Consider the following 20,273-nt stretch of genomic DNA (forward strand, 5'->3'; position numbering starts at 1 on the left):
TATATTCTTTTGCTTTTTTTATTTTGGTTTTTTTAATATAAGCATTTAACCTTGATATATATTATAATTTTTTTCTTAACTTTTTAAACTAATAGCGATTGAAAACCATTATCATCTAGAATTATATTATATCTTTATATTGTTGTCAAGTGCACGCTGTGTTTATAATTATACACATTTTGTCTATTTAATCTGTTTTGTCTTAATTCATTTCTGGCTGCTAGTAATATAAACATCAAGCAAATCCAAAAAGAGCAGCTGAAAACAGCTGCTCAAATAATCATTTATTCCTTTGATGATTTTCACTCATCTAATTCACTAAGCACAACTCCAATTAAACCTGGACCAGTATGAACAACCATCACAGGACTAATTTCACCAAAATAAGATTCTTTTACTTCTGGTAGCACTTTTATTTTTTCTAAAAGCTTTTGCCCTTCTTCTTCTGCTGCTGCATGCATAACATCAACCGAGTATTCTTTGCTTTGGTCTGTTCTGCTTTTGATAATTTGGAAAAACTTTTTTAAAGAACGACCGCGTCCTCTAACTTTATCAAAAGTATAATATACTCCATCCTCATCAATAGAAATAATTGGTTTAATATTTAAAAGCTGACCAATTGTTCCTGAAACTTTGCCAATTCTACCACCTTTTTTGAGATACTTTAATGTTTCAACAACAAAAAACACTTCTATTTTTTCTTTCTTTTTTTCCACCATTTCTACTATTTCTGCAAAGCTATATTGACCTTTATCAACTATTTTTTTGGCATATAAAACTAATCTTCCCAGTGCCATAGAAAGCATTTTTGAATCTATGACCTTAACCTCAATCCCTTCAATTTGATCTGCCACCATTTTACAATTACTGTAAGTTGCTGAAAGACCAGCCGAAATATGAATAGAGATAATATGGGTATAACCTTCTTCTCTTAATTTTGAATAAAGATCTTCTATTTCTTGAGGGGAAGGCATTGATGTTGTTGGAACCTCTTTTTCCATATTATTATATACTTCTGCTGGAGTAATATCCACTCTATCTTCATACTGTCGATCACTGTAAATAACCTTTAAAGGCATAGAATTAATACCATACTTTAACAAATCATCTTTTCGCAAGTCAGAAGTACTATCTGTAACAACTGCAATTTTTTCCTTCATAATTTTTCTCCTTACTTTTAAATTAAAGTATTTTTTTTAGTCATCAGCCAGATTATCAAAATATCCCTGAATTAAAACAATAGGAGTTCCTTTGTCACCACTGCCACTAACTAGATCAGATAAGCTACCTAGAAGATCTGTTAAACGCCTGGGAGTAGTTCCCTGAGATTTAATATCAGCTCTCAAATCATCTCCTTTTTCAGTTATTTCTTCTTTTACAGCATTAAGAAGTTTTTCTCCTTTTAAATTCTTAAAGTCATTATCAGCTAAATATTTTAATTTTACCTCATTTGGTGTACCTTCAAGACCGGAGGTATAGGCAGGAGAAACAACCGGGTCAGCAAGTTCCCATATTTTCGCCTGAGGATCCTTAAAAGCACCATCACCGTATATCATAACTTCTATATTCTTATTTGTTAGTTTTTTTAATTTCTCATGTACTTTATCAACAAATTCCTGTCCTAAACGTGGAAATAGCTTCAACTCATAATCTGAAGCTTTATTAGACCCTAAAAGTCCATAATCTGGATTATAACCCCCACCTTTATCTTTATTACAGATATCGGCTAAACTGATTACAGTTTCTGCACCGGCTTTTTCTAAAAGTTTTTTGGTTCTTTCTCTGGTATGGATATCAGCTGCAATAACCTGTTTTGTATATTTTAAAATACTTTTAGGCTGGTTTGCTGCAATGATCTCTATTTCGGTTTCTTGAGCAATCTCTTTATATAGATCTACATAATTTATACCTGTAAAAGGATGTTTAAAACCACCAAATTCCTTGTAATATAATTCTTCATCAATCACATCAGTATATGGATTTATATCAAGCTCATAAAGTTTTTGACTGTCTAAAAGTGGATTTCCCACCTCATCATTAGGATAGCTTAACTGCAAATAAATCTTTTTTTTAGTTTTAGCAATACCTTTAAGAATCATTGAAAAACGATTTCTACTTAAAATAGGGAATACTATCCCAACAGAATCTGCAAATATTTCATTTATTTCTTCAGCAATATCATCTAAGTTTATGTAATTGCCCTGTGCTCTTGCTAAAAGCGATTCTGTTATCGCTACTACATCCTTATCTTTTAGCTCATAGCCTTCACTCTGCCATGATTTTTGCAGAGAATCAACAACAATATCTGCTAAATCGTCACCTTCTTTAATTATAGGAGCTCTAATACCTCTTACTTGAGTTCCAACTGTTCTCATTAATTTCACCTCTTAGAATATTATCTTTATCAAAAAATTTCTCTACGGATTAATTATAGCAGAAAAAACTGCCTGAGGGCAAATATTCACAAAAAAAGATCCTATAATCAACTAAATTACAGGATCATAAAGAAATTCAACTCTTTTTAGACAGGTAAATATTTTTGGCTTCAATAAAATCTTTTGCTTCTGCAGTTATAATACTATCTGCTTTTATTTTGATTTTATCATAGCCTTGATTATATAATTTTTTAATTATATAAGAATCAATGACTTTCTTCTCCAATAAAAAATATTCGCTTTCTTTATTTTTTTTATTTTCAACTTTTTCTAAATTTGATATTTTTTTATAAACCTGTTCTGTTATCAGGGTCACTAATTCTTTTTTTTGCAAAGCGAAACCACCTCCACGAGCTATTACTCATCACTTAAATCTGGATTGGCTTCTGCAAGAGCATCAACAAGTTCTGCTTTCCTGGCAAATTTTATCTCATTATTAGTCATTGCAATGTTCTCTGTATCTCTGGCAAGAGAGCGCAGTTCTACAACTTTCATATCCCAAAGTTTTTCTCTTAACTCCTGCTCGTTTTGGTCAGGCTCACTAGTTTCTGATTCAGGCTCTTTTAAATCACGCTTAATAGTTTGTCCAGTTTCTTTGTGTTTTTTTAAATCTTCTTTGATCCCACCTAAAATTCTTTCTAATTGATCAGATGGCCTGGGAATGACATGAGTTGCAACTAAATTCCCAACTTTTGGGATGGCAGAACTTGCAGCATTAATAGAAGCAGTTACTGCACCAACATCTCCCCTGATTTCTACTGTAACTAATCCACCGGTTGTTTTTTCACATGAGGTCAGTTTAACATTGGCAGCTTTTGTACAGACATCAGCTCCAACAACTGCACCAACATATCCTTTAGTATCTATGATTCCAAGTGCATTTTTTTTCATCTTTTATCTCTCCTTAATTAGTAATTACATGGTTTGTCTGCTACTGATTTTACTGCATTGGCAAAAGCATTACAGGCTGCCTGACAGGCAGATTGACTACCAGTTAATAAAGCTCCACCAAAGTTTGTTTCTGAGGGAGGTCCATAAAAAGTAACCAGTTCTACATTGGCTGATTTTAAAGCGGCATCAAGTGCAAATAAAGCTTCTATAGGTGGGGCAATTAAATATGCAAGCGCCTGACCTTTTGGGACACCGGCTTCTGCAGATAAAAAGCTTCCAGTTCTAGAAACACAATGGTTATAATAACAAATGCTGTCATCTTCATTAGCACTATAAAAACAGGCACCATTTTCTATAAAATCAACTGCGGCATCAAGTCCACTATTAACTTCTGCTGGACTTGGACCTGCCATAATACCAATAAACTCTCCAGCTAATTTAGTTGTTGCATTATCAGCACCTGCATAAAATGATTTAGCATAAACTATATCTACTGAGGCTTTTTTTGTTGCTTCATCTAAGGCAGTATATCCTACATCATCTATATCACAGGTAATTAAGCCAATACTCCTATGGCCGGCTTCTAAATTAAGTTTTTCTTTTAAAGCATCATTAACATTAGGTATTAACTGTACACTTAAAACTTCGGCGCGTAAGGGATCATCTCTCATATTTTTATCCTCCTGTTTTATTTTTTAAATTTCTAGATCTAAGCCACTTGCTTTTTGGTCTAACATAGCTTTAATAACATCGGCAATATGAGCACCAGCTTCAACTGCTGAAGTACCCCCGGAGTGGATGTTTGAGATTACTGTTCTTCTCGCTTCTGGCATCCCAATTTCAGCCTTATATGCCATATAGCAGCTCATACTTTCTGCAGTTGCAAGTCCTGGTCTTTCTCCAATTAATACACAACTGACATCTGCATTTAAACATTCAGAAATAGGTTCCATGGAAGCCACTCGACCAAATTTTACAAAAAATGGAGTGCCTATCTCAATATTATATCCTTCTAGCCCCTGTTTGATAGCTGGTAAAATGTCACGAAGATTAGCTTCAATTGCTGTTGAGCTCAATCCATCCGCTACATATAATTGAACCTGAGGATTAGACTGACAATTATTTTTTATTTCTGCCAGTGTTTCATCTGAGAATAATTTACCTAAATCAGGTCTTGTTAAAAATTCATCTTTATCACTACATAAAGTCTGATATGTATCTAAGTTCATTTCATTAATCAGCTCTTCAGAAACTCCAGTAAAGACAGCATCCATTGCTGCAGCATGGTCTGCTCTAAACCTTAACAGTGTATTTGTTTTATACCTGGGGCCAGCTCGCCAAACACCAAGCCTTGCTGAGGTTTTAGCTTTTAATTTCAAAAATTCTTCTTCATTATTTGCATCTGGAACTAACATTTCTTTTTGTAAATCTACTTCTGTGATATCTGGAATTTCACCTGCTTCTATCTCTGAATTACCACCATTTGAATTACTACTTTTATCACTCAGATCATTTTTATTTAAATTTTTGATAACCACTTCAATAATATTTCTTAGTTCATTTTCAGATACCATTTAATTCACCTCTCCATTTTTAAAAAATATAGAAGGATCTCCTGCCTTAGCACTCAGCCTACCATCTTCATTCATAATCCCCATCTTTAATAACCATTCAAAAAATTCAGGTGCTGGTTTTCTATCAACCAGTTCTCTTAAAGTTGCATCATCATGAAAACTTGTATCCTGATAGCTCAGCATAATATCATCACCAGCAGGTACTCCCATATAGTAATTTGAACCTGCCATCGCTAATAGCATTGTAGCAGTTTCCTGATCATTTTGATCCATTTTTGTATGATTTGTATAACAGGGAGCCATTCCCATTGGTAGACCGGTTAATTTACCCATGAAATGATCTTCTAGATTTGCTCTGATCATCTGTTTACCATCATATAGGGTTTCTGGTCCAATAAAACCCGAGACGTTATTGACCAAAAAAGGCTTATACTTTTTAGCAAAACCATAAGTTCTTGCTTCTAGTGTCATCTCATCAATACCATGATCTGTATTTAATGACATTTCTGAGCCCTGACCGGTTTCAAAGTACATAAGATTGGGACCAGGGGCATTTCCATGTTTTTTTATTAAATCATAGGCTGAATCAAGTAATGCTTCATCAACTCCAAAAGCCTTATTTGCAGATTCAGTACCAGCTATACTTTGAAACAAAACTGAAACTGAAGCTCCTGCCTCAACCGCTTTCATTTGTGTTTTAATATGTGACAGAACACAATTTTGAGTTGGTATTTCCCATTTATTCATAAAATCATTAATAAAATCCATGATAGCTTTGGTGTTTTCCACACTATCATTAACAGGATTTATACCAATTACCGCATCTCCACATCCATAACTTAAGCCCTCCATCATAGAAGCTAAAATCCCATCAAGATCATCAGTTGGATGGTTGGGCTGTAATCTGAAAGATAAGCATCCATCTAAGCCGATTACTGTATTTGCTTTACTGGAGATTTTAATTTTGCTTGCACCATAAACTAAATCCATATTTGACATCAATTTAGCAACTGCAGCTACCATTTCTCCATTTAAAGCTCGGCTGATTCTTCTAATATCACTTCCAGAAGTACTGTGGCTCAATATATATTCTCTTAAATCAGAAACTGTCCAGTCTTTAATTTCTTGATAGATTCTTTCATTGATCAATTCATCGATCACTTTTGATACTTCATCTTCACTTTTATCAAGCACAGGGTTTTCTCGCAAATCTGAAAGCTTTATATTAGCCAGTACTACTTTTGCAGCAGCTCTTTCTTTAGAATTTTCAGCTGCTATTTTTAATAATTCATCACCAGATTTTTTTTCATTTGCTTTTGCTAATAGTTCTGTAATATCTTTAAATTCATAACTTTCTCCAAATAGTTTAGTTTTTAGTATCATCAAAGTACCCCCTGGCTATTTAAGAAAAATTGAACCATCACCAGCTTTTTCGGTTAGTTTTCCGTTCTTTAAAATCCCCATTTTTTCAGCCCATTCTTCAAATTCTTTTATTGGTTTAAGACCAACAACTTCTCTAATAGCCTGGGCATCATGATAACTTGCCGCCTGATAATTAAGCATGATATCATCACCAACAGGAACACCAATAAAGTAATTACAGCCAGCATTGGCAAGTAATACGGCAAGTTTTTCTACATCATTTTGGTCAGTTTTCATATGATTGGTATAACAGGCATCTACACCCATAGAAATACCGCTGAGCTTGCCCATGAAATGATCTTCTAATCCTGCTCTGATCATCTGCTTACCATTATATAAGTATTCTGGTCCAATAAAACCAACTACAGTATTGACCAGAAATGGATCATACCTTCTGGCTAAACCATAACATCTAGCTTCCATTGTCAACTGATCAGCATCAAAATGAGCATCTGAAGATAACTCAGCCCCCTGACCTGTTTCAAAGTACATTACATTAGGCCCTGTAGCTGTACCTTCTCTTAAAGCCAGCTGTCTGGCTTCTTCAAGCAGATCCACAGTCACTCCAAAACCTTCATTTCCTTTTTCAGAACCAGCAATGCTCTGGAAAATCAAATCAGTTGGAGCACCCTGTCTAATTGCTTTCATCTGGGTTGATACATGGGCTAGAACTGAAATCTGGGTTGGGATCTCCCACTCCCGCTTAAACTCATCAAAGCTTTTTAAAATATTAGCAATATTATCTACACTATCATTAACAGGGTTTAAACCCAGTACTGCATCTCCATTTGCATAGGAGAAACCTTCCATAACTGAAGGCATTATTCCATCAATATCATCTGTAGGATGATTAGGCTGCAGTCTAAAAGATAAAGTGCCTTCTTTCCCGATAGTGGTGTTACAGTGAGCAGTAACTACCATTTTTTTTGCACCATAAATCAAATCAAGATCGGACATTAATTTAGTAACTGCTGCTACCATCTCACTTGTAAGTCCCCTGCTTATTCTACGAATATCACTGCCGGTTATTTCTTCACAGAGTATCCATTCTCTCAATTCAGAAACTGTCCAATTTTTTATTTCTCCATAAATTCTCTCGTTTAAGTCATCCTGAATCACCCTTGTTACTTCATCTTCATCATAAGGTACTACAGGATTATTACGGAGATCAGCTAAAGTTAAATTACTTAATACAGTTTTTGCTGCTATTCTTTCAGTAACCGATTCAGCAGCAACCCCTGCCAATTGATCCCCTGATTTTTCTTCATTTGCTTTGGCCAGCACCTCCTTAACAGATTCAAACTGAAATACTTCGCCAAATAATTTGGTCTTTAATTTCATGTTCAAAGCCACTCCTTATTTATTTATTTGCCAAAAATTAAAGTCTTAATAATTACTGGAAGCACTTTTCCCCTGGCAAGAGGTTTACCAATATCAATATAATCCCCATTATCAACCTTTATCCCATCAAGTGAAACAAGAGCCTTTTTTTCTCCTATTAAACGATTGATGGTCTGGCCCAACACTTTCGCAGCATCGTTTTCTAAAATTACTATGAGAGGAAAATCCATTTTGATAATTTTTTCCATGCCGGCAATTATAATCTCGGCCAATTCGGTAATCTCTGCAAAATTGAAATTCTTTTTTCCTTTTAAAGCAACTGCTACTGTTTGGGCTTCAAAATCTAAATCATACCAATCTAACTTCTTTTTTATCAATTTAATTAAATCATTTTTAGCTAACTTTTCTTCTTTAGGAGTTATTTTTATGATTGGAATATTTTTTAGCGGAAAAATATTATCAGTATATGTAATCGTACTTCCACTAATATCTGTTGTGTGACTGCCTGCTCCTACAACAGTTGCTCGAATAGTTTCTTCTGCTTGATAAACTTTATGATCCTTATAAAGGCTTGATTCTCTAATTTTTTGAGCAAGTATTATCCCCAAATCATTATATTTATAAAGATCATCAGACTGATTATTATCAATATAATCAGCAACTCCCCCGGAAAATGAAACATAATTCACTGAATAATTTTTACTTAAATCATGATTCGTTATTAAATAATTATACTCAGAACTTTTTTCTCCTGCTTTTAAAACTTCAGATAACACAGAAGCCATTTTTTCGGCTATTTTCTCTAATTCACTTTTATTTACCTTTTTACCCAGTTCTAAATTTAGATTCAAATCAGAAACAAGCTTTTTCATCTTTTCAGAAATATATTTAAGCCTATTTTGCTCATCTAATTGAATCAACCTTCCCCCGACATCAAAACAAGCTGTATCAATTACCTGGCCAGATTCAAAAAGAGCTATATTAGTAGTTCCACCCCCTATATCGAAATTAATTACCAGATCATTTAAAGTCTCTGATAATTTATCTGCTCCAGCTCCTTTACCAGCGATAATAGATTCTAAATCAGGGCCAGCTGTGGCAACAACAAAATCTCCTGCTAAATCACTGAGCTGTTCTGAAATAAGGCTTGCATTTTTTTTGCGAGCAGTTTCACCTGTAATAATAACTGCCCCAGTACTAATATCTTTTTTAGAAACTTTTGCTTTTTTAAATTCATTTTCTATTATTTTTTTAATTTCCTTACCATCGATCTCAGTTTCAGAGACCAAAGGTGTAAAATAGATATCACTTTTATAAAAAACATTTTTATCGATTATGTCAATTTGTGGTACAGAATAGGCAGAGGCAAGATTTTCAATTGTAATATGAGAAAAAATAACCTGGGTAGTAGAAGTACCAATATCTATACCAACACTTATTATTTTCTCCAAATTTCCACCTCCAATTAAAAATATATTTTGCTAAAATAAAACATGCCAGAGAAAGATACCCCAAAGATATCACCTCCAGCTCACAATTATCAGCTATTATAAATTATATCATAAATTTCAAAAGTTATTATTTCTCTGTTGTCTTGAACTGAACATAATTTAAATGAGCATTATTTTATATATTTTTTTAATTAAATTGCTGTATTTAAAATTTGATTTTTGGTAGAGAAAGTTACATAAATTTGAAAATTTATCCATTACAATAACTGCCATTTGAATTTTTAAAATATAGCTGCTTCTGAAAAAATTTTACCATATATAGACTCTAAAAACAAGCAATATTTAAAATTTACTGAAAATTATCAAATTAAAAAAAGGATTATTAATAAATTCATCAAATTATATAATAGAGATTAATTATTTGTAGTTTTTAAAAGAAGATTTTTAAGAGAAAAGAGGAGTTTAAAATGCAAAAAAGTATCGCTTTAATTGAGTTCTCAAAAATTGCTGTTGCCATTAAATGTGCTGATGAAATGACCAAAGCTGCTGACATTGATTTGCTGCAAACAAAATTTATTTGTCCTGGTAAATATAGTGTTTTAATCGGTGGTAAAATCAGTGCAGTTAAATCATCTCTCAACACCGGGCTCAATCTAGCCGAGGGAGAAAAAGCGGTTATAGAAAAATTACTAATCCCCAAAGTTTCCGAAGAAGTTCTAGAGATGCTCAAATATAAAAAAATTGATAAAGATAAGGTCAAATCACTCGGTATTTTAGAATATAATAATATAGCTTCCGGTATTATTGCTGCTGATACCGCAGTTAAAGCAGCAGAAGTCCATTTAGTTATGCTTAAATTAGGTATGACAACTGGTGGAAAAGCAGTTGTTATTTTTACTGGTGATAATCAGGCCTGTCAACACGGTATTAATGCCTGTGAAAGCTCGGTAAATGATAAATATCTAATTTCTAAAAGCTTTATTTCTTCACCCAGCCAAAAACTAATAGACAGTATATTTTAATAACTTTTTGAATAAAAAAGCTACTGCTGAACTTCATATAAGAAATTTAGCAGTAGATTTTTATTTTTTATAGACTAAGTTTTTCTAAATTTTGCTGGTTAAATTCTTTAATGAGAATATCTGCCGAACTTAAATCCTGGTTATAATCAGTATCCCGATCAAAACCGATCGATTTCATGCCTGCCTGATTAGCAGCTGATATACCATGCTCAGAATCTTCGATAACCAGACACTCCTCAGCTTTAACCCCTAAATTTTCTGCTGCCTGAAGAAAAATATCAGGTTCTGGTTTTCCTTTTTCCACAGAATTACCATCCACATAACCTTCCATATATTTAGCAAGTCCAAATTTCTGATATATCAGTTCAATAATTGGTTCATAAGATGAAGAAGCTATAATCATTTTATAACTCTTAGCTTTAAAATATTCAAACCACTCTTTTATCCCGGGCATCAGTGCAAGTTCATCACTCTCACTTAATACTTTATAATGGCCATGTACATGTTCTTCTATAAAATCTTCGACTTCATAATCTTTATACTCACCTTTAAAGTGATATTTATTAAACAGATCTGTCCAAATATCTAGTAAATTTACTCCAATATAGTTTTGTAATTCCTTATCACTTAAGTTTATCCCATAACGCTGAAAAATCTCTTTATCAGCCTTCTCATAAATTGGTTCACTGTCTACAATAACACCATCCATATCAAATATTACTGCCTTTATCATTTTTATCACCCGCTAATCATTATATTGAAATCAAGCATTTTCTGCAAATTTAATTCTAAAATATAAAGCCAGCAGCCAGATATAGAACCAGCGCAAAAGCTCCATTTAATAGAGCATAAGGAAGCTGGGTATTTACATGATCAATATGATCTGAGGCTGAAGCCATTGAAGAAATAATTGTAGTATCAGAAATTGGAGAACAATGATCTCCCATAATCCCACCTGATACAACAGCTCCTATGGTCGGATATAAAGGGGCTCCCATGGCAACTGCCATCTGTATTCCGATTGGCATCATAATTCCAAATGTTCCCCAGCTGGTACCTGTTGAAAAAGCCATAAGTGAGGCCATTAAAAATATCATTGCCGGACCAAAAGCACCGCTAACCCTTCCCTCAACTAGAGCTGCCATGTACTGACCTGTTTCTAAATAACCTATTACATTTCCAATTGCAAATGCAGTAATCAAAAGTATGGCGACCGGAACAATTGCTCCTATCCCTTGATATACATAGTCTATATATTCTTTTAAAGACATAATACCACCCAGAACATATAAAAACCCTGCAAATGTTACTGATGTAATTACTGCCCAAAAGACAGATGTTGAACCTGAACCCTGCAAAATATTCCCATCACCTGTTATGTAGAGACTAATAGGCATCATTAGAATCAAGATAAGTAGTGGTAAAATCATATTCCACATATTCGGAGTGACCCCTTCTTTAGGAGGAGTTGCAGTTGCCTCTTCCGAAACCATCGGGGTAGCACCTTCTCTTAAGAGCAGGCCTTTTTCGCTGGCCCTCTTTTCTGCTTTTTTCATCGGTCCCCAGTCATTTCCGGTCATAATATAATAACCAACCGCTATAATTGCTATAATACTGTAAAACTGAAATGGAAGTGATCTAACCAACAGCCCAGCAGCAGTTCCATCAACTACCCCATTTGCTATCTGAACTCCAATAACTCCCATCAGCATAGCTCCCCATCCGTTTAAGGGGATCAAACCACAAACTGGGGCAGATGTTGAATCACAAACATAAGCTAATTTTTCTCGAGAAACATTATATTTATCTGTTAAGGGCCTTGCTACAGTTCCAGCAACCAAACTTGTAATAGAAGATTCAATAAAAATAACCAGACCAGTTATGTAAGCCAAAAGAAGTGCACCTTTTTTATCTTTAACTAAATCCTTTTTTTCTGTTAAATAATTTATAAAACCCTGTACTCCTCCTGAAGCTGAAATGACAGTAATCAATCCTCCTACCAAAAATGAAAATATTATTGTTTTGGTAATCCAGCCTTCAGAAAAAACCAGTACTATTTCTTCTAGAGTAGCATTAATGGATACAAAAAGCTGCCAATCATTTAAAATTAATGTTCCTGAAAAAATCCCTAAGATTAATGAAATAAAAACCTGTTTTGTAGTAATTGCCAGAAAAATTGCGACTAGTGGTGGTAAAATACTCCATAAACCATATTCCATCTTAGATCCTCCTCAAATATTAAATATTTAAATTATTTATGGCACAATATTCAGAAAATATTGGCTAATCCATATTTTTTAATCTGAGATCAGCTTTTTTGTATTACCGAGAAAAATAATACAATTACTGCCAGCAGACTAAAAGCAATACTAACAGCAAACATCGAATTCATCCCAAAAGTATCGATTAAAAAACCTCCCAGGAGACTGCCGATTATCCCACCACCTCCAAAGGCTGACATAAGTATAATGCTTTGAGCAGTTGTTTTTAGACCAGTAGGAGCAATTAATTTTACATAATATCTAACCGTTACCAGAAAAACTCCAAATGATAGCGACTGTAAAAGGCCATAGAATATTAACTGTGTTGGTGAGACAGCTAAGGCAACTATTATAGTTCTAAGTAAATAAAAAATTGCAGCAAATAAGAGTAGTGCTCTTGTTTTATATCGCTGCAGAAAATGTTTAGCCATAAAAAATATTGGTGCTTCACTTAATGCATTAAAAAATAATATGTAACCTAAATCCCTAGAATCACCTCCAACAGACTGAACTATTGGAGCAAGGTAAACCATTATCATCATCGCCGGAATAAAAATTAAAAGTGTAACCGATAAGATAAATAAATATTCGGGATCTTTTAAAAGTTTGACTAAATTTTTAAGATTGGTTTTTTGCTTCGTGGGATTAGACTTTAGGTCATCAGGAATTTGATAGCTATTATCCTCAATCATTAAAGCGATCACAACTACTATAAAAGCTGCCAAACCATAACTTAAAAAATGTACTGTCCAACCAAAAAACTCAATAACCAGACCGAAAATTGTCACAATAATCGCAAAGCCAATTGATCCCCAGGCTCTCATAAATCCATAATTAAGAGCCGTTTTTTCTGATGTTTCAATGATCCAGCTGTCGAGTACTGACTGCTGTGGCTCCCATAAAAAGCCCATTACCCCAATAGCAATAAAAAGCATGTAATCACCATAAAAAGTAAAAGGAGCAACAATAATCCCCATCAATAACATAGAAATAATAAAAACTTTTTTTCTGCTTTCAATCTTATCACAGATGAAGCCTATTACCGGGGGACCAATTAAACCTGTAAAAGTACGCAGAGACATTAAAGTCCCAATCCTTATGTTACTATAGCCAATCTCCCCTAGATAATAAACAAGATAACCACCATAAATTGCCCATGTGCTCCAGAAAAAAAACTGTAATAAAGAGAATTCTGTGATAACCTTTAAATATTTATTGCTTTCTATATTTTTTATATATTTTTTTAGCATAATTACCTACTCATCTTGTAGTGTTTTTTTGCTGTGATTATTAAGTACCACTTATAAGTACCTGGTACTTAGAGTCTAAATTTTGAAATAGCAGGGATTCTAATGTGAATAACAGTTTTCTGTACCTGGTACTTATAAACCGATAACTAATTAACCTGATTAATTGCCTGGCCATTAATAAAGCTTTTTACATTTTCAACAACAATATCAACTAACCTCTGCCGGGATTCTTTTGAAGCCCAGGCTATATGAGGAGTTATGATTGTTTTATCTGAGTCTAAAAGCGGATTGTCTTTTTTAGGAGGCTCAGTTGATAACACATCAACTGCTGCTCCAAAAACTTTGCCTTCTTCGAGAGCAGACTTAAGGTCTTCTTCTATTATTAAACCACCTCGGGCTGTATTGATAATAATTACTCCGGGTTTCATTTGAGAAATGCTATTTTTATTTATCATACCTTCTGTCTGATCAGTTAATGGACAGTGAAGACTAATAATATCTGCCTGCTGGTAAAGTTCTTCTAATTCAAGGAACTCTATTTTATCTGTCATGATTTCTTCAGCAGCAATTTTTTTAGCTGGACTTCTATCATATACTATAACTTTTAAACCAAAAGCAAGAGCTATCTCTGCAGTTCTCTGGCCAATATTCCCATAACCAATAATACCCATGGTTTTTCCCTTTAATTCAATTAATGGATAGTCCCAAAAACAAAAATGCTCTGACTCACTCCATTTTCCAGCTTTGACCACCCGATTATGTTCTCCAACATGATGGGCTACTTCTAAAGTTAAAGCAAAAACAAATTGAGCTACTGCATCAGTACTGTAAGCAGGTACATTGCTTACTACGATGTCATTTTCTGCAGCTGCACCTAAATCAACTATATTATAACCGGTAGCTTGAACTCCAATGTATTTCAAATCTGGCAGCTGAGAAATTCTTTCGGCTGTAAATTCAATTTTATTTGTCAAAATTATATCTGCATCTTTTGCCCGTTCCATAATTTTTTCTTCAGGGGTGCTTTCATAAATTTCAACTTCCCCAAGCTCTTTTAAAGGTTCCCAGCTTAAATCACCTGGATTGACTGCATAACCATCTAAAACAACAATTTTCATAATTCTGCTCCTTTCTAAAAATACTAATCAATAGATTTTTAGCTTATCTGTTCTAAATTATTCAACACTTTTTGAAGCATGATATGAACTTCTAGAAAAAGGCTCTGAAACAACTGACTTAAATCCTAATTTTTCCCCGTTCTTTTTATATTCTGCAAATTTCTCCGGCCTGATAAATTCTTTCACCTCTAAATGTTCTTTAGAAGGCTGTAAATACTGGCCGATAGTTAAAATATCAACATTAATCTCTCTTAAATCTTCCATAACTTTAATTACTTCCACTTCTTTTTCACCTAAGCCAAGCATTAGCCCGGATTTAGTATATAGTGAAGGCTTATAATTTTTCATTTTTTCTAGTACATCAAGTGAGCGCTGATAATCAGCTTCCGGTCTTACTTCATTGTAAAGAGTAGGTACGGTTTCTATATTATGGTTAAAAACCTCGAATTCTGCCTTTGCCAATCTTTTTAATATTTTTTCTTCACCTTGAAAATCAGGTGTTAAAAGTTCTACCTTGATATTTTTGTCTATTTTTTTAACTTCTTCTACCACCCTAATAAATTGGCTAACTCCTCCATCTGCTAAATCATCTCTTGTCACTGAGGTAATCACAACATATCGTAAATTTAAACTTTTAACTGCTTCTGCCAAATTAGCTGGCTCATCTGGATCAACCTTTTCCGGCTCAGCTGAGGTTACCGCACAAAATCTGCAGTTCCTGGAACAAATTTTGCCCAAAATCATAAAGGTTGCTGTATTATTGGCAAAACACTCTCCCTGATTTGGACAGTGAGCACTCTGACAAACAGTATTTAATTTTAAATCATCTAAAATATCCTCAACCTGCATCCACTTTTCCTGAGCAGGAAGTCTTTTTTTAAGCCACTCCGGGAACTTACCTTTCATAATTTATAACCTCCATTTTAAATACCTCTGTAAATTTTTTTATTAATATTTCTATAACCGCTTCAGTTTCGACTTTTTGCCCAAGCAGTTTTTCTAAAGATGTTACACCTTTATCAGTAATTCCACAGGGTACTATATAAGAAAAATGTTCTAAGTTAGGACTGATATTAAATGCACAACCGTGATAACTTACCCAGCGTCTCACAGCTACACCAATGGCTGTAATTTTTTCATTCCCAACCCAGACACCTGTTAATCCATCTATTCTCCAGCCATTAATATCAAATTCTTTTAATAATTCAATAAATACTTCTTCATAAGAACGCAGCAGCCAGTGTAAATCTTTTTTATGATTTTTTAAATTTAAAATTGGATAGATTACAAGCTGGCCCGGTCCATGATATGTGATATCTCCACCTCTATTTGTTTTATAAACTTCAATTCCAGCATCATTTAAAAAATCAGAACCGACTCTAATATTTTCTCTGGAGCCACTTGTCCCTATAGTAAAAACAGGTGGATGTTCAACAATTAAAAGAGTATCTTCTATCTCATCGTTTATTCTTTTTTGCATTATTTCTAATTGTAGATCATAAGCTTTCTGATGTTCTAATATACCTAGATTCTTAATATTTAATTTAACTGCCATATCTATCCCCTTTGTTTTATTAGAATTTACGTTAATAAATATTATATCATGCTATAAAGACTATTAAAATGAATTTATTAAAAAAAGCCCCCTAATAGGGAGCTTAATTTAAAAGAACAATATTTTTATTTGTAAACTTTAACTCTTTGATATAATGGTTGGAATTCTTTTTCATCTGGCTCAGCAGTTGGTTTACCAAATGGCATTTGAGCCACAAAACGCCATTTTACAGGAATGTCCCATTCAGCTCTAACATCTTCTTCAATTAATTCAGTATAATGCTGAAGTGAAGCTCCTAAACCTTCTGCTTCCAGTAAATTCCAGACGTTATACTGCAGCATCCCGGAAGATTGTTCAGACCATTTTGGAAAGTTTTCACTGTAAAGTGGAAACTCTTCCTGCATTTTCTCTACAATTGACTGGTCTTCATAAAATAAGACCGTTCCATAACCACTCCTGAATCCATCGATTTTTTCTTTGGTAGAAGGAAAATTTTCTTCTGGAACTATCTTTTTTAGTGAAGCTTCAACTATATTCCAAAATTTATCGTTTTCCTCGTCAAATAAGATAACAACTCTACCTGTTTGTGAATTAAAAGCAGTAGGGGTATGTTTAACTGCATATTTAACTATTTCTTCTATCTTTTCTTCAGAAACAACTTTTTCATCATTAATTGAATAATAACTTCTTCTTTCTTTGATCACTTGATAAATGTCTTTTGTCATAACATGTCCCTCCCAATTTCAGCTTAAGTAATTTTTTAAAATTAACTATGCTAAATTACAATAATATCAAAGCATAATTTTTATATTATTAGCTAATTATTCCTAATTATCCTTCTCTTGACTTTTTTGACACTATTGAAAATTTATCACAGCTGCAATAAATTTACTGTATTATTGTTTACATATTCTGATTTTTTAAAAAATCAGTAATCGCTTTAGCTGATGGAGGACACCCCTTCACAAAGTTTAATGCTTTATTACAGCAGCTGCCAATTCCCAAGCCCTCGATTTCTCTGTCTTTATAAGCCTGGCCAAGATAGATAGTTTGATTTATTGCCTTTAATTTACCCCTTTCGTCCAATCTCTTAAGGGCATGAACCAAGCTTCCATAACAGGCTGAGCAGGCATTTTTAGCTTTTATCATTTTTGTTAATTTTTTAATTTTACTGGAATTATAATTTATATCCGCAGCCTGATCTTTATTTATTTCTATAATTTCTGCTTTTTCTAAATTATTGTTCCCGATCCCCATTTCTGCTGCAATCTCTAGATAGGGAATATCAGTAATATGATAACCCAATAATTCAGCTGCATAGCTATCAAGTAGAACAGGATCTTTAGCAGCCATAATTCGATTCATTTTAACTGCATTACCACCTTCTTCGAAATCTAAATCCCCATAGATACCATCAACTATAATTAAATCCTGTTTTAAAGCCTTATTTAGATGGGCGATTGATTTATGCAGCCCCATTCTATGAAAGCGTCTTTTTTCTTGATCTGATAAACACCCTTTAAGATTTTTTAAAGCACAGGTTAGATTGGTCTGGCAGTGGCCCTTTAATACGGGCAAATTGATTAAATAATCAACTTTTAGAGCTATTTCAGCAATTTCTATTTCCATATCAAAAACTTTCTTTTTGCGATAATTGCTTTTCTGAAGATTATATAAAGGAATTTTATATTTCCTCGCAAGTTCCTGATAACCACATTTTTTAAAAGCATTATCAGTATCTGCTCCCACCCATGAACCTTCTATAATTATAATATTTTTAAAGCCTTTAGCCTGTAAATATTCAATTAGAGCAGCAGCTATTTGGGGATCAGTTGTTGCTCCTTTTTCTGAGGTGCTGGCATTGATCAAATTTGGTTTTAAAGCAATTAAATCATCTTTATCTAATTCATTTTCAACTGCAATTTCTTTGAGCAGTTCTTCGGTCATTTTTTTGGCCTGATCACCATAACTTACCAATATCTGCTTATTCAGCATTCTATACCTCCAAATTTAATGTGCTATTATTTGTTTTCATGAATAAATTCTTTTAATAGTTTGAGGCCGTTTATCAGTTCTTGCTTATTACCTGCAAATCCAACTCTAATAAAACCCTCTCTTCCAAATGCAATTCCAGGGACTGTTAAAACCCCTTTTTCATAATATAATTTTTTAGAAAAAGTTTCAGAATCTAAGTCAATTTTATAATTCAAAAATGCAGTAGTACCACCATTAGGTTTTACATACTCAACTAAAGCTTCAGATTCAACCCACTGGTCAAGAATTGCAAGCTGTTTCTCTAATTTAATAGAATTTCTTTTAAAAATCTTATCTTTGTTTTCTAAAGCAATAACAGAAAGAAAATCATCTATTTTACCATTACTAATTGTTGTATAATCTCTGTGCAGCTGACAGATATCAATAATTTCTTCAGCCGCTGCAAGCCAGCCAATCCTAAGCCCAGCCAGTGAAAATATTTTTGACATACTACCTACACTTATTCCCTTTTCATAAAGATCAGCAATTGCTGGTAACTTTTTTCCTTTACTTAAACCTCTATAAACCTCATCAGCCAAAATGTAGGCATCAACATCACTAGCTATTTCTACAATAGCTTTTAATATATCTTCTCCCATCACAACTCCAGAAGGATTATTAGGATTATTAATGGCAATTAATTTAGTGTTTTCATTTGCCATTCCCCTCAACTTTTTTAAATCTATTGAATAGTTATCTTCATATTTTAATTCTAATTTTTTAACTTTTGCCCCAAAAGATTCTGGTATTGAGTAAAGCTGTTGATAGGTAGGATGTACAGAAATAACTTCATCATCAGCTTCAACAAGGGAATACATAACTAAAAAATTAGCTCCACTCGCACCATGTGAAGGCAAAATATTTTCCGGGGATAGAGTATTATATAAACTGCTTACTCCTTTTTTAAAGCCTTCTGAACCTTTAATATCTCCATAATCAAGCTTTATATTTTTTATCTCTGTGATTTTATTTTCTGGATCATCACTTAAATTAATTAATTGCTCTACCGTTAAAGATTCTACACATGTTTCTGCAATATTATATTTAGCCCCTTTTTCATATTTATTCATCCATTCTTCTACTCCAAATGCTTCTATCTTCATTTTTTTCCTCCTAGCTGCTCAATATTTACTTTAGGTAAATTTTAAATATTAATAATAATTTTATCACATTCAAAACAAAAAAGAAAAAACCCCACCAAATATTTTCAGTGAGATTTTATAAGTTAAATTAGCACCAGTAATTATTTAATGATTGGAACTGTTAAACTGCCCTGTGGCATAACATATGCCTTATAATTGCCCTCATATTTATTTTCAAGATAATTTGTAGCTTCTGCTAAACTTCTCATCTTTTTAAGAAACATATTCTCACTTTGAGCCTTAGATAAATCAGATATCAGAATAACCTCTTTGTCCTTTACCACCTTAGAGATAGCAAATGCCTTATGACCACCGATTAAAAATTTCTCTTTTATTCTCTCTATATTATCTTCTGGTTTTTCGGCTTCATCCATCCAGCGTTCAAAACGTTCTTCTCCTAAACCCTCTGTACATTCTGCAACCCAGATTATCGTTCCACCTTTTTTTACCGCATGGTCTGCATGGTCAAGGGCCTTTTGGGCCTGATAAACATTTATATCTCTAGGAAATCCACCTGAACTAACTACTGCCACATCTGCTTTTTCTGCAATCTCTACCTCATACATCTCAGCTGAACTCTTTATTCCTGCTGACCAGGCTTCCCGTAGATCACCTGAAACAACCTTTACTATCTCGCGATTACTGTTAGTGACAACATTGACTATAAAATCAACACCCAAAAGTTCTGCTCCAGCAAATAACTCCTGGTTGATCGGATTTTCGGCTAAAGGAGGGTTTTCTGCCATCACATGAACCATATGAGAATGGTTTTTTTCT

General features: G+C 33.5%; 20 protein-coding genes. 1 reads left to right on the top strand and 19 read right to left on the bottom strand.

All coding sequences use genetic code 11. From position 1 onward, the window contains the following. Positions 1 to 302: 302 nt before the first annotated feature. From HALSA_RS10650 to eutA, 9 genes are all read right to left on the bottom strand, one after another. On the bottom strand, positions 303 to 1,160 hold the full coding sequence (locus HALSA_RS10650; RefSeq protein WP_013406560.1) for a DegV family protein: 858 nt from the start codon (positions 1,158 to 1,160) through the stop codon (positions 303 to 305). 36 nt (positions 1,161 to 1,196) lie between these two features. Beyond that, entirely contained in the window at positions 1,197 to 2,375 is a 1,179-nt protein-coding gene (locus HALSA_RS10655; protein ID WP_013406561.1) for a coenzyme F420-0:L-glutamate ligase, read from the bottom strand. A gap of 136 nt (positions 2,376 to 2,511) precedes the next feature. Further along, complete coding sequence (locus HALSA_RS10660) at positions 2,512 to 2,769, bottom strand: hypothetical protein (RefSeq protein ID WP_013406562.1); 258 nt, start codon at positions 2,767 to 2,769, stop codon at positions 2,512 to 2,514. 23 nt (positions 2,770 to 2,792) lie between these two features. After that, entirely contained in the window at positions 2,793 to 3,326 is a 534-nt protein-coding gene (locus tag HALSA_RS13365) for a BMC domain-containing protein (protein ID WP_013406563.1), read from the bottom strand. Positions 3,327 to 3,343: 17 nt separating this feature from the next. After that, a complete protein-coding gene (eutL, locus tag HALSA_RS10670) occupies positions 3,344 to 3,997 on the bottom strand; it encodes an ethanolamine utilization microcompartment protein EutL (protein WP_013406564.1) in 654 nt (217 codons plus the stop codon). A gap of 24 nt (positions 3,998 to 4,021) precedes the next feature. Further along, positions 4,022 to 4,900 (bottom strand): ethanolamine ammonia-lyase subunit EutC, encoded by an 879-nt coding sequence (gene eutC / locus HALSA_RS10675; RefSeq protein ID WP_013406565.1) that lies wholly within the window; start codon positions 4,898 to 4,900, stop codon positions 4,022 to 4,024. Continuing rightward, a complete protein-coding gene (locus tag HALSA_RS10680; RefSeq protein WP_013406566.1) occupies positions 4,901 to 6,283 on the bottom strand; it encodes an ethanolamine ammonia-lyase subunit EutB in 1,383 nt (460 codons plus the stop codon). It lies immediately after the preceding gene. 15 nt (positions 6,284 to 6,298) lie between these two features. Further along, positions 6,299 to 7,663 (bottom strand): ethanolamine ammonia-lyase subunit EutB, encoded by a 1,365-nt coding sequence (locus tag HALSA_RS10685; protein WP_013406567.1) that lies wholly within the window; start codon positions 7,661 to 7,663, stop codon positions 6,299 to 6,301. 23 nt (positions 7,664 to 7,686) lie between these two features. Beyond that, entirely contained in the window at positions 7,687 to 9,114 is a 1,428-nt protein-coding gene (eutA, locus tag HALSA_RS10690) for an ethanolamine ammonia-lyase reactivating factor EutA (protein ID WP_013406568.1), read from the bottom strand. Between the two features lie 467 nt (positions 9,115 to 9,581). Here eutA and HALSA_RS10695 point away from each other — a divergent pair, with 467 nt between their 5' ends. After that, entirely contained in the window at positions 9,582 to 10,136 is a 555-nt protein-coding gene (locus tag HALSA_RS10695) for a BMC domain-containing protein (RefSeq protein WP_013406569.1), read from the top strand. A 67-nt stretch (positions 10,137 to 10,203) separates the two neighbouring features. On the opposite strand, the gene HALSA_RS10700 is transcribed toward HALSA_RS10695, so the two are convergent. The 10 genes from HALSA_RS10700 to HALSA_RS13405 form a co-directional block, all read right to left on the bottom strand. After that, positions 10,204 to 10,869, bottom strand: coding sequence for an HAD family hydrolase (locus HALSA_RS10700; RefSeq protein WP_013406570.1), 666 nt, complete (start codon positions 10,867 to 10,869; stop codon positions 10,204 to 10,206). Between the two features lie 55 nt (positions 10,870 to 10,924). After that, positions 10,925 to 12,355, bottom strand: a complete 1,431-nt coding sequence (locus HALSA_RS10705; protein ID WP_013406571.1) for a Na+/H+ antiporter NhaC family protein — start codon at positions 12,353 to 12,355, stop codon at positions 10,925 to 10,927. Between the two features lie 89 nt (positions 12,356 to 12,444). Further along, positions 12,445 to 13,647, bottom strand: coding sequence for an MFS transporter (locus tag HALSA_RS10710; protein ID WP_013406572.1), 1,203 nt, complete (start codon positions 13,645 to 13,647; stop codon positions 12,445 to 12,447). Positions 13,648 to 13,793: 146 nt separating this feature from the next. Beyond that, positions 13,794 to 14,765 (bottom strand): D-2-hydroxyacid dehydrogenase, encoded by a 972-nt coding sequence (locus tag HALSA_RS10715; RefSeq protein ID WP_013406573.1) that lies wholly within the window; start codon positions 14,763 to 14,765, stop codon positions 13,794 to 13,796. Positions 14,766 to 14,822: 57 nt separating this feature from the next. After that, positions 14,823 to 15,671 carry a lipoyl synthase gene (gene lipA / locus HALSA_RS10720; protein ID WP_013406574.1) on the bottom strand — a complete coding sequence of 283 codons (849 nt, stop codon included), beginning with the start codon at positions 15,669 to 15,671 and terminating at the stop codon, positions 14,823 to 14,825. Beyond that, entirely contained in the window at positions 15,661 to 16,320 is a 660-nt protein-coding gene (gene lipB / locus HALSA_RS10725) for a lipoyl(octanoyl) transferase LipB (RefSeq protein WP_013406575.1), read from the bottom strand. The genes lipA and lipB overlap by 11 nt, the downstream gene beginning before the upstream one ends. Before the next feature lie 125 nt (positions 16,321 to 16,445). Then, positions 16,446 to 17,045, bottom strand: a complete 600-nt coding sequence (locus tag HALSA_RS10730) for a nitroreductase family protein (RefSeq protein ID WP_013406576.1) — start codon at positions 17,043 to 17,045, stop codon at positions 16,446 to 16,448. Positions 17,046 to 17,223: 178 nt separating this feature from the next. After that, a complete protein-coding gene (locus HALSA_RS10735; RefSeq protein ID WP_013406577.1) occupies positions 17,224 to 18,315 on the bottom strand; it encodes a DUF362 domain-containing protein in 1,092 nt (363 codons plus the stop codon). 26 nt (positions 18,316 to 18,341) lie between these two features. Further along, positions 18,342 to 19,457 carry an aminotransferase gene (locus tag HALSA_RS10740; RefSeq protein ID WP_013406578.1) on the bottom strand — a complete coding sequence of 372 codons (1,116 nt, stop codon included), beginning with the start codon at positions 19,455 to 19,457 and terminating at the stop codon, positions 18,342 to 18,344. A gap of 140 nt (positions 19,458 to 19,597) precedes the next feature. Next, complete coding sequence (locus HALSA_RS13405) at positions 19,598 to 20,254, bottom strand: nickel-dependent lactate racemase family protein (protein ID WP_476620527.1); 657 nt, start codon at positions 20,252 to 20,254, stop codon at positions 19,598 to 19,600. Positions 20,255 to 20,273 lie beyond the last annotated feature (19 nt).

This window comes from Halanaerobium hydrogeniformans (genome assembly GCF_000166415.1).
Taxonomy (GTDB): Bacteria; Bacillota; Halanaerobiia; order Halanaerobiales; family Halanaerobiaceae; genus Halanaerobium; species Halanaerobium hydrogeniformans.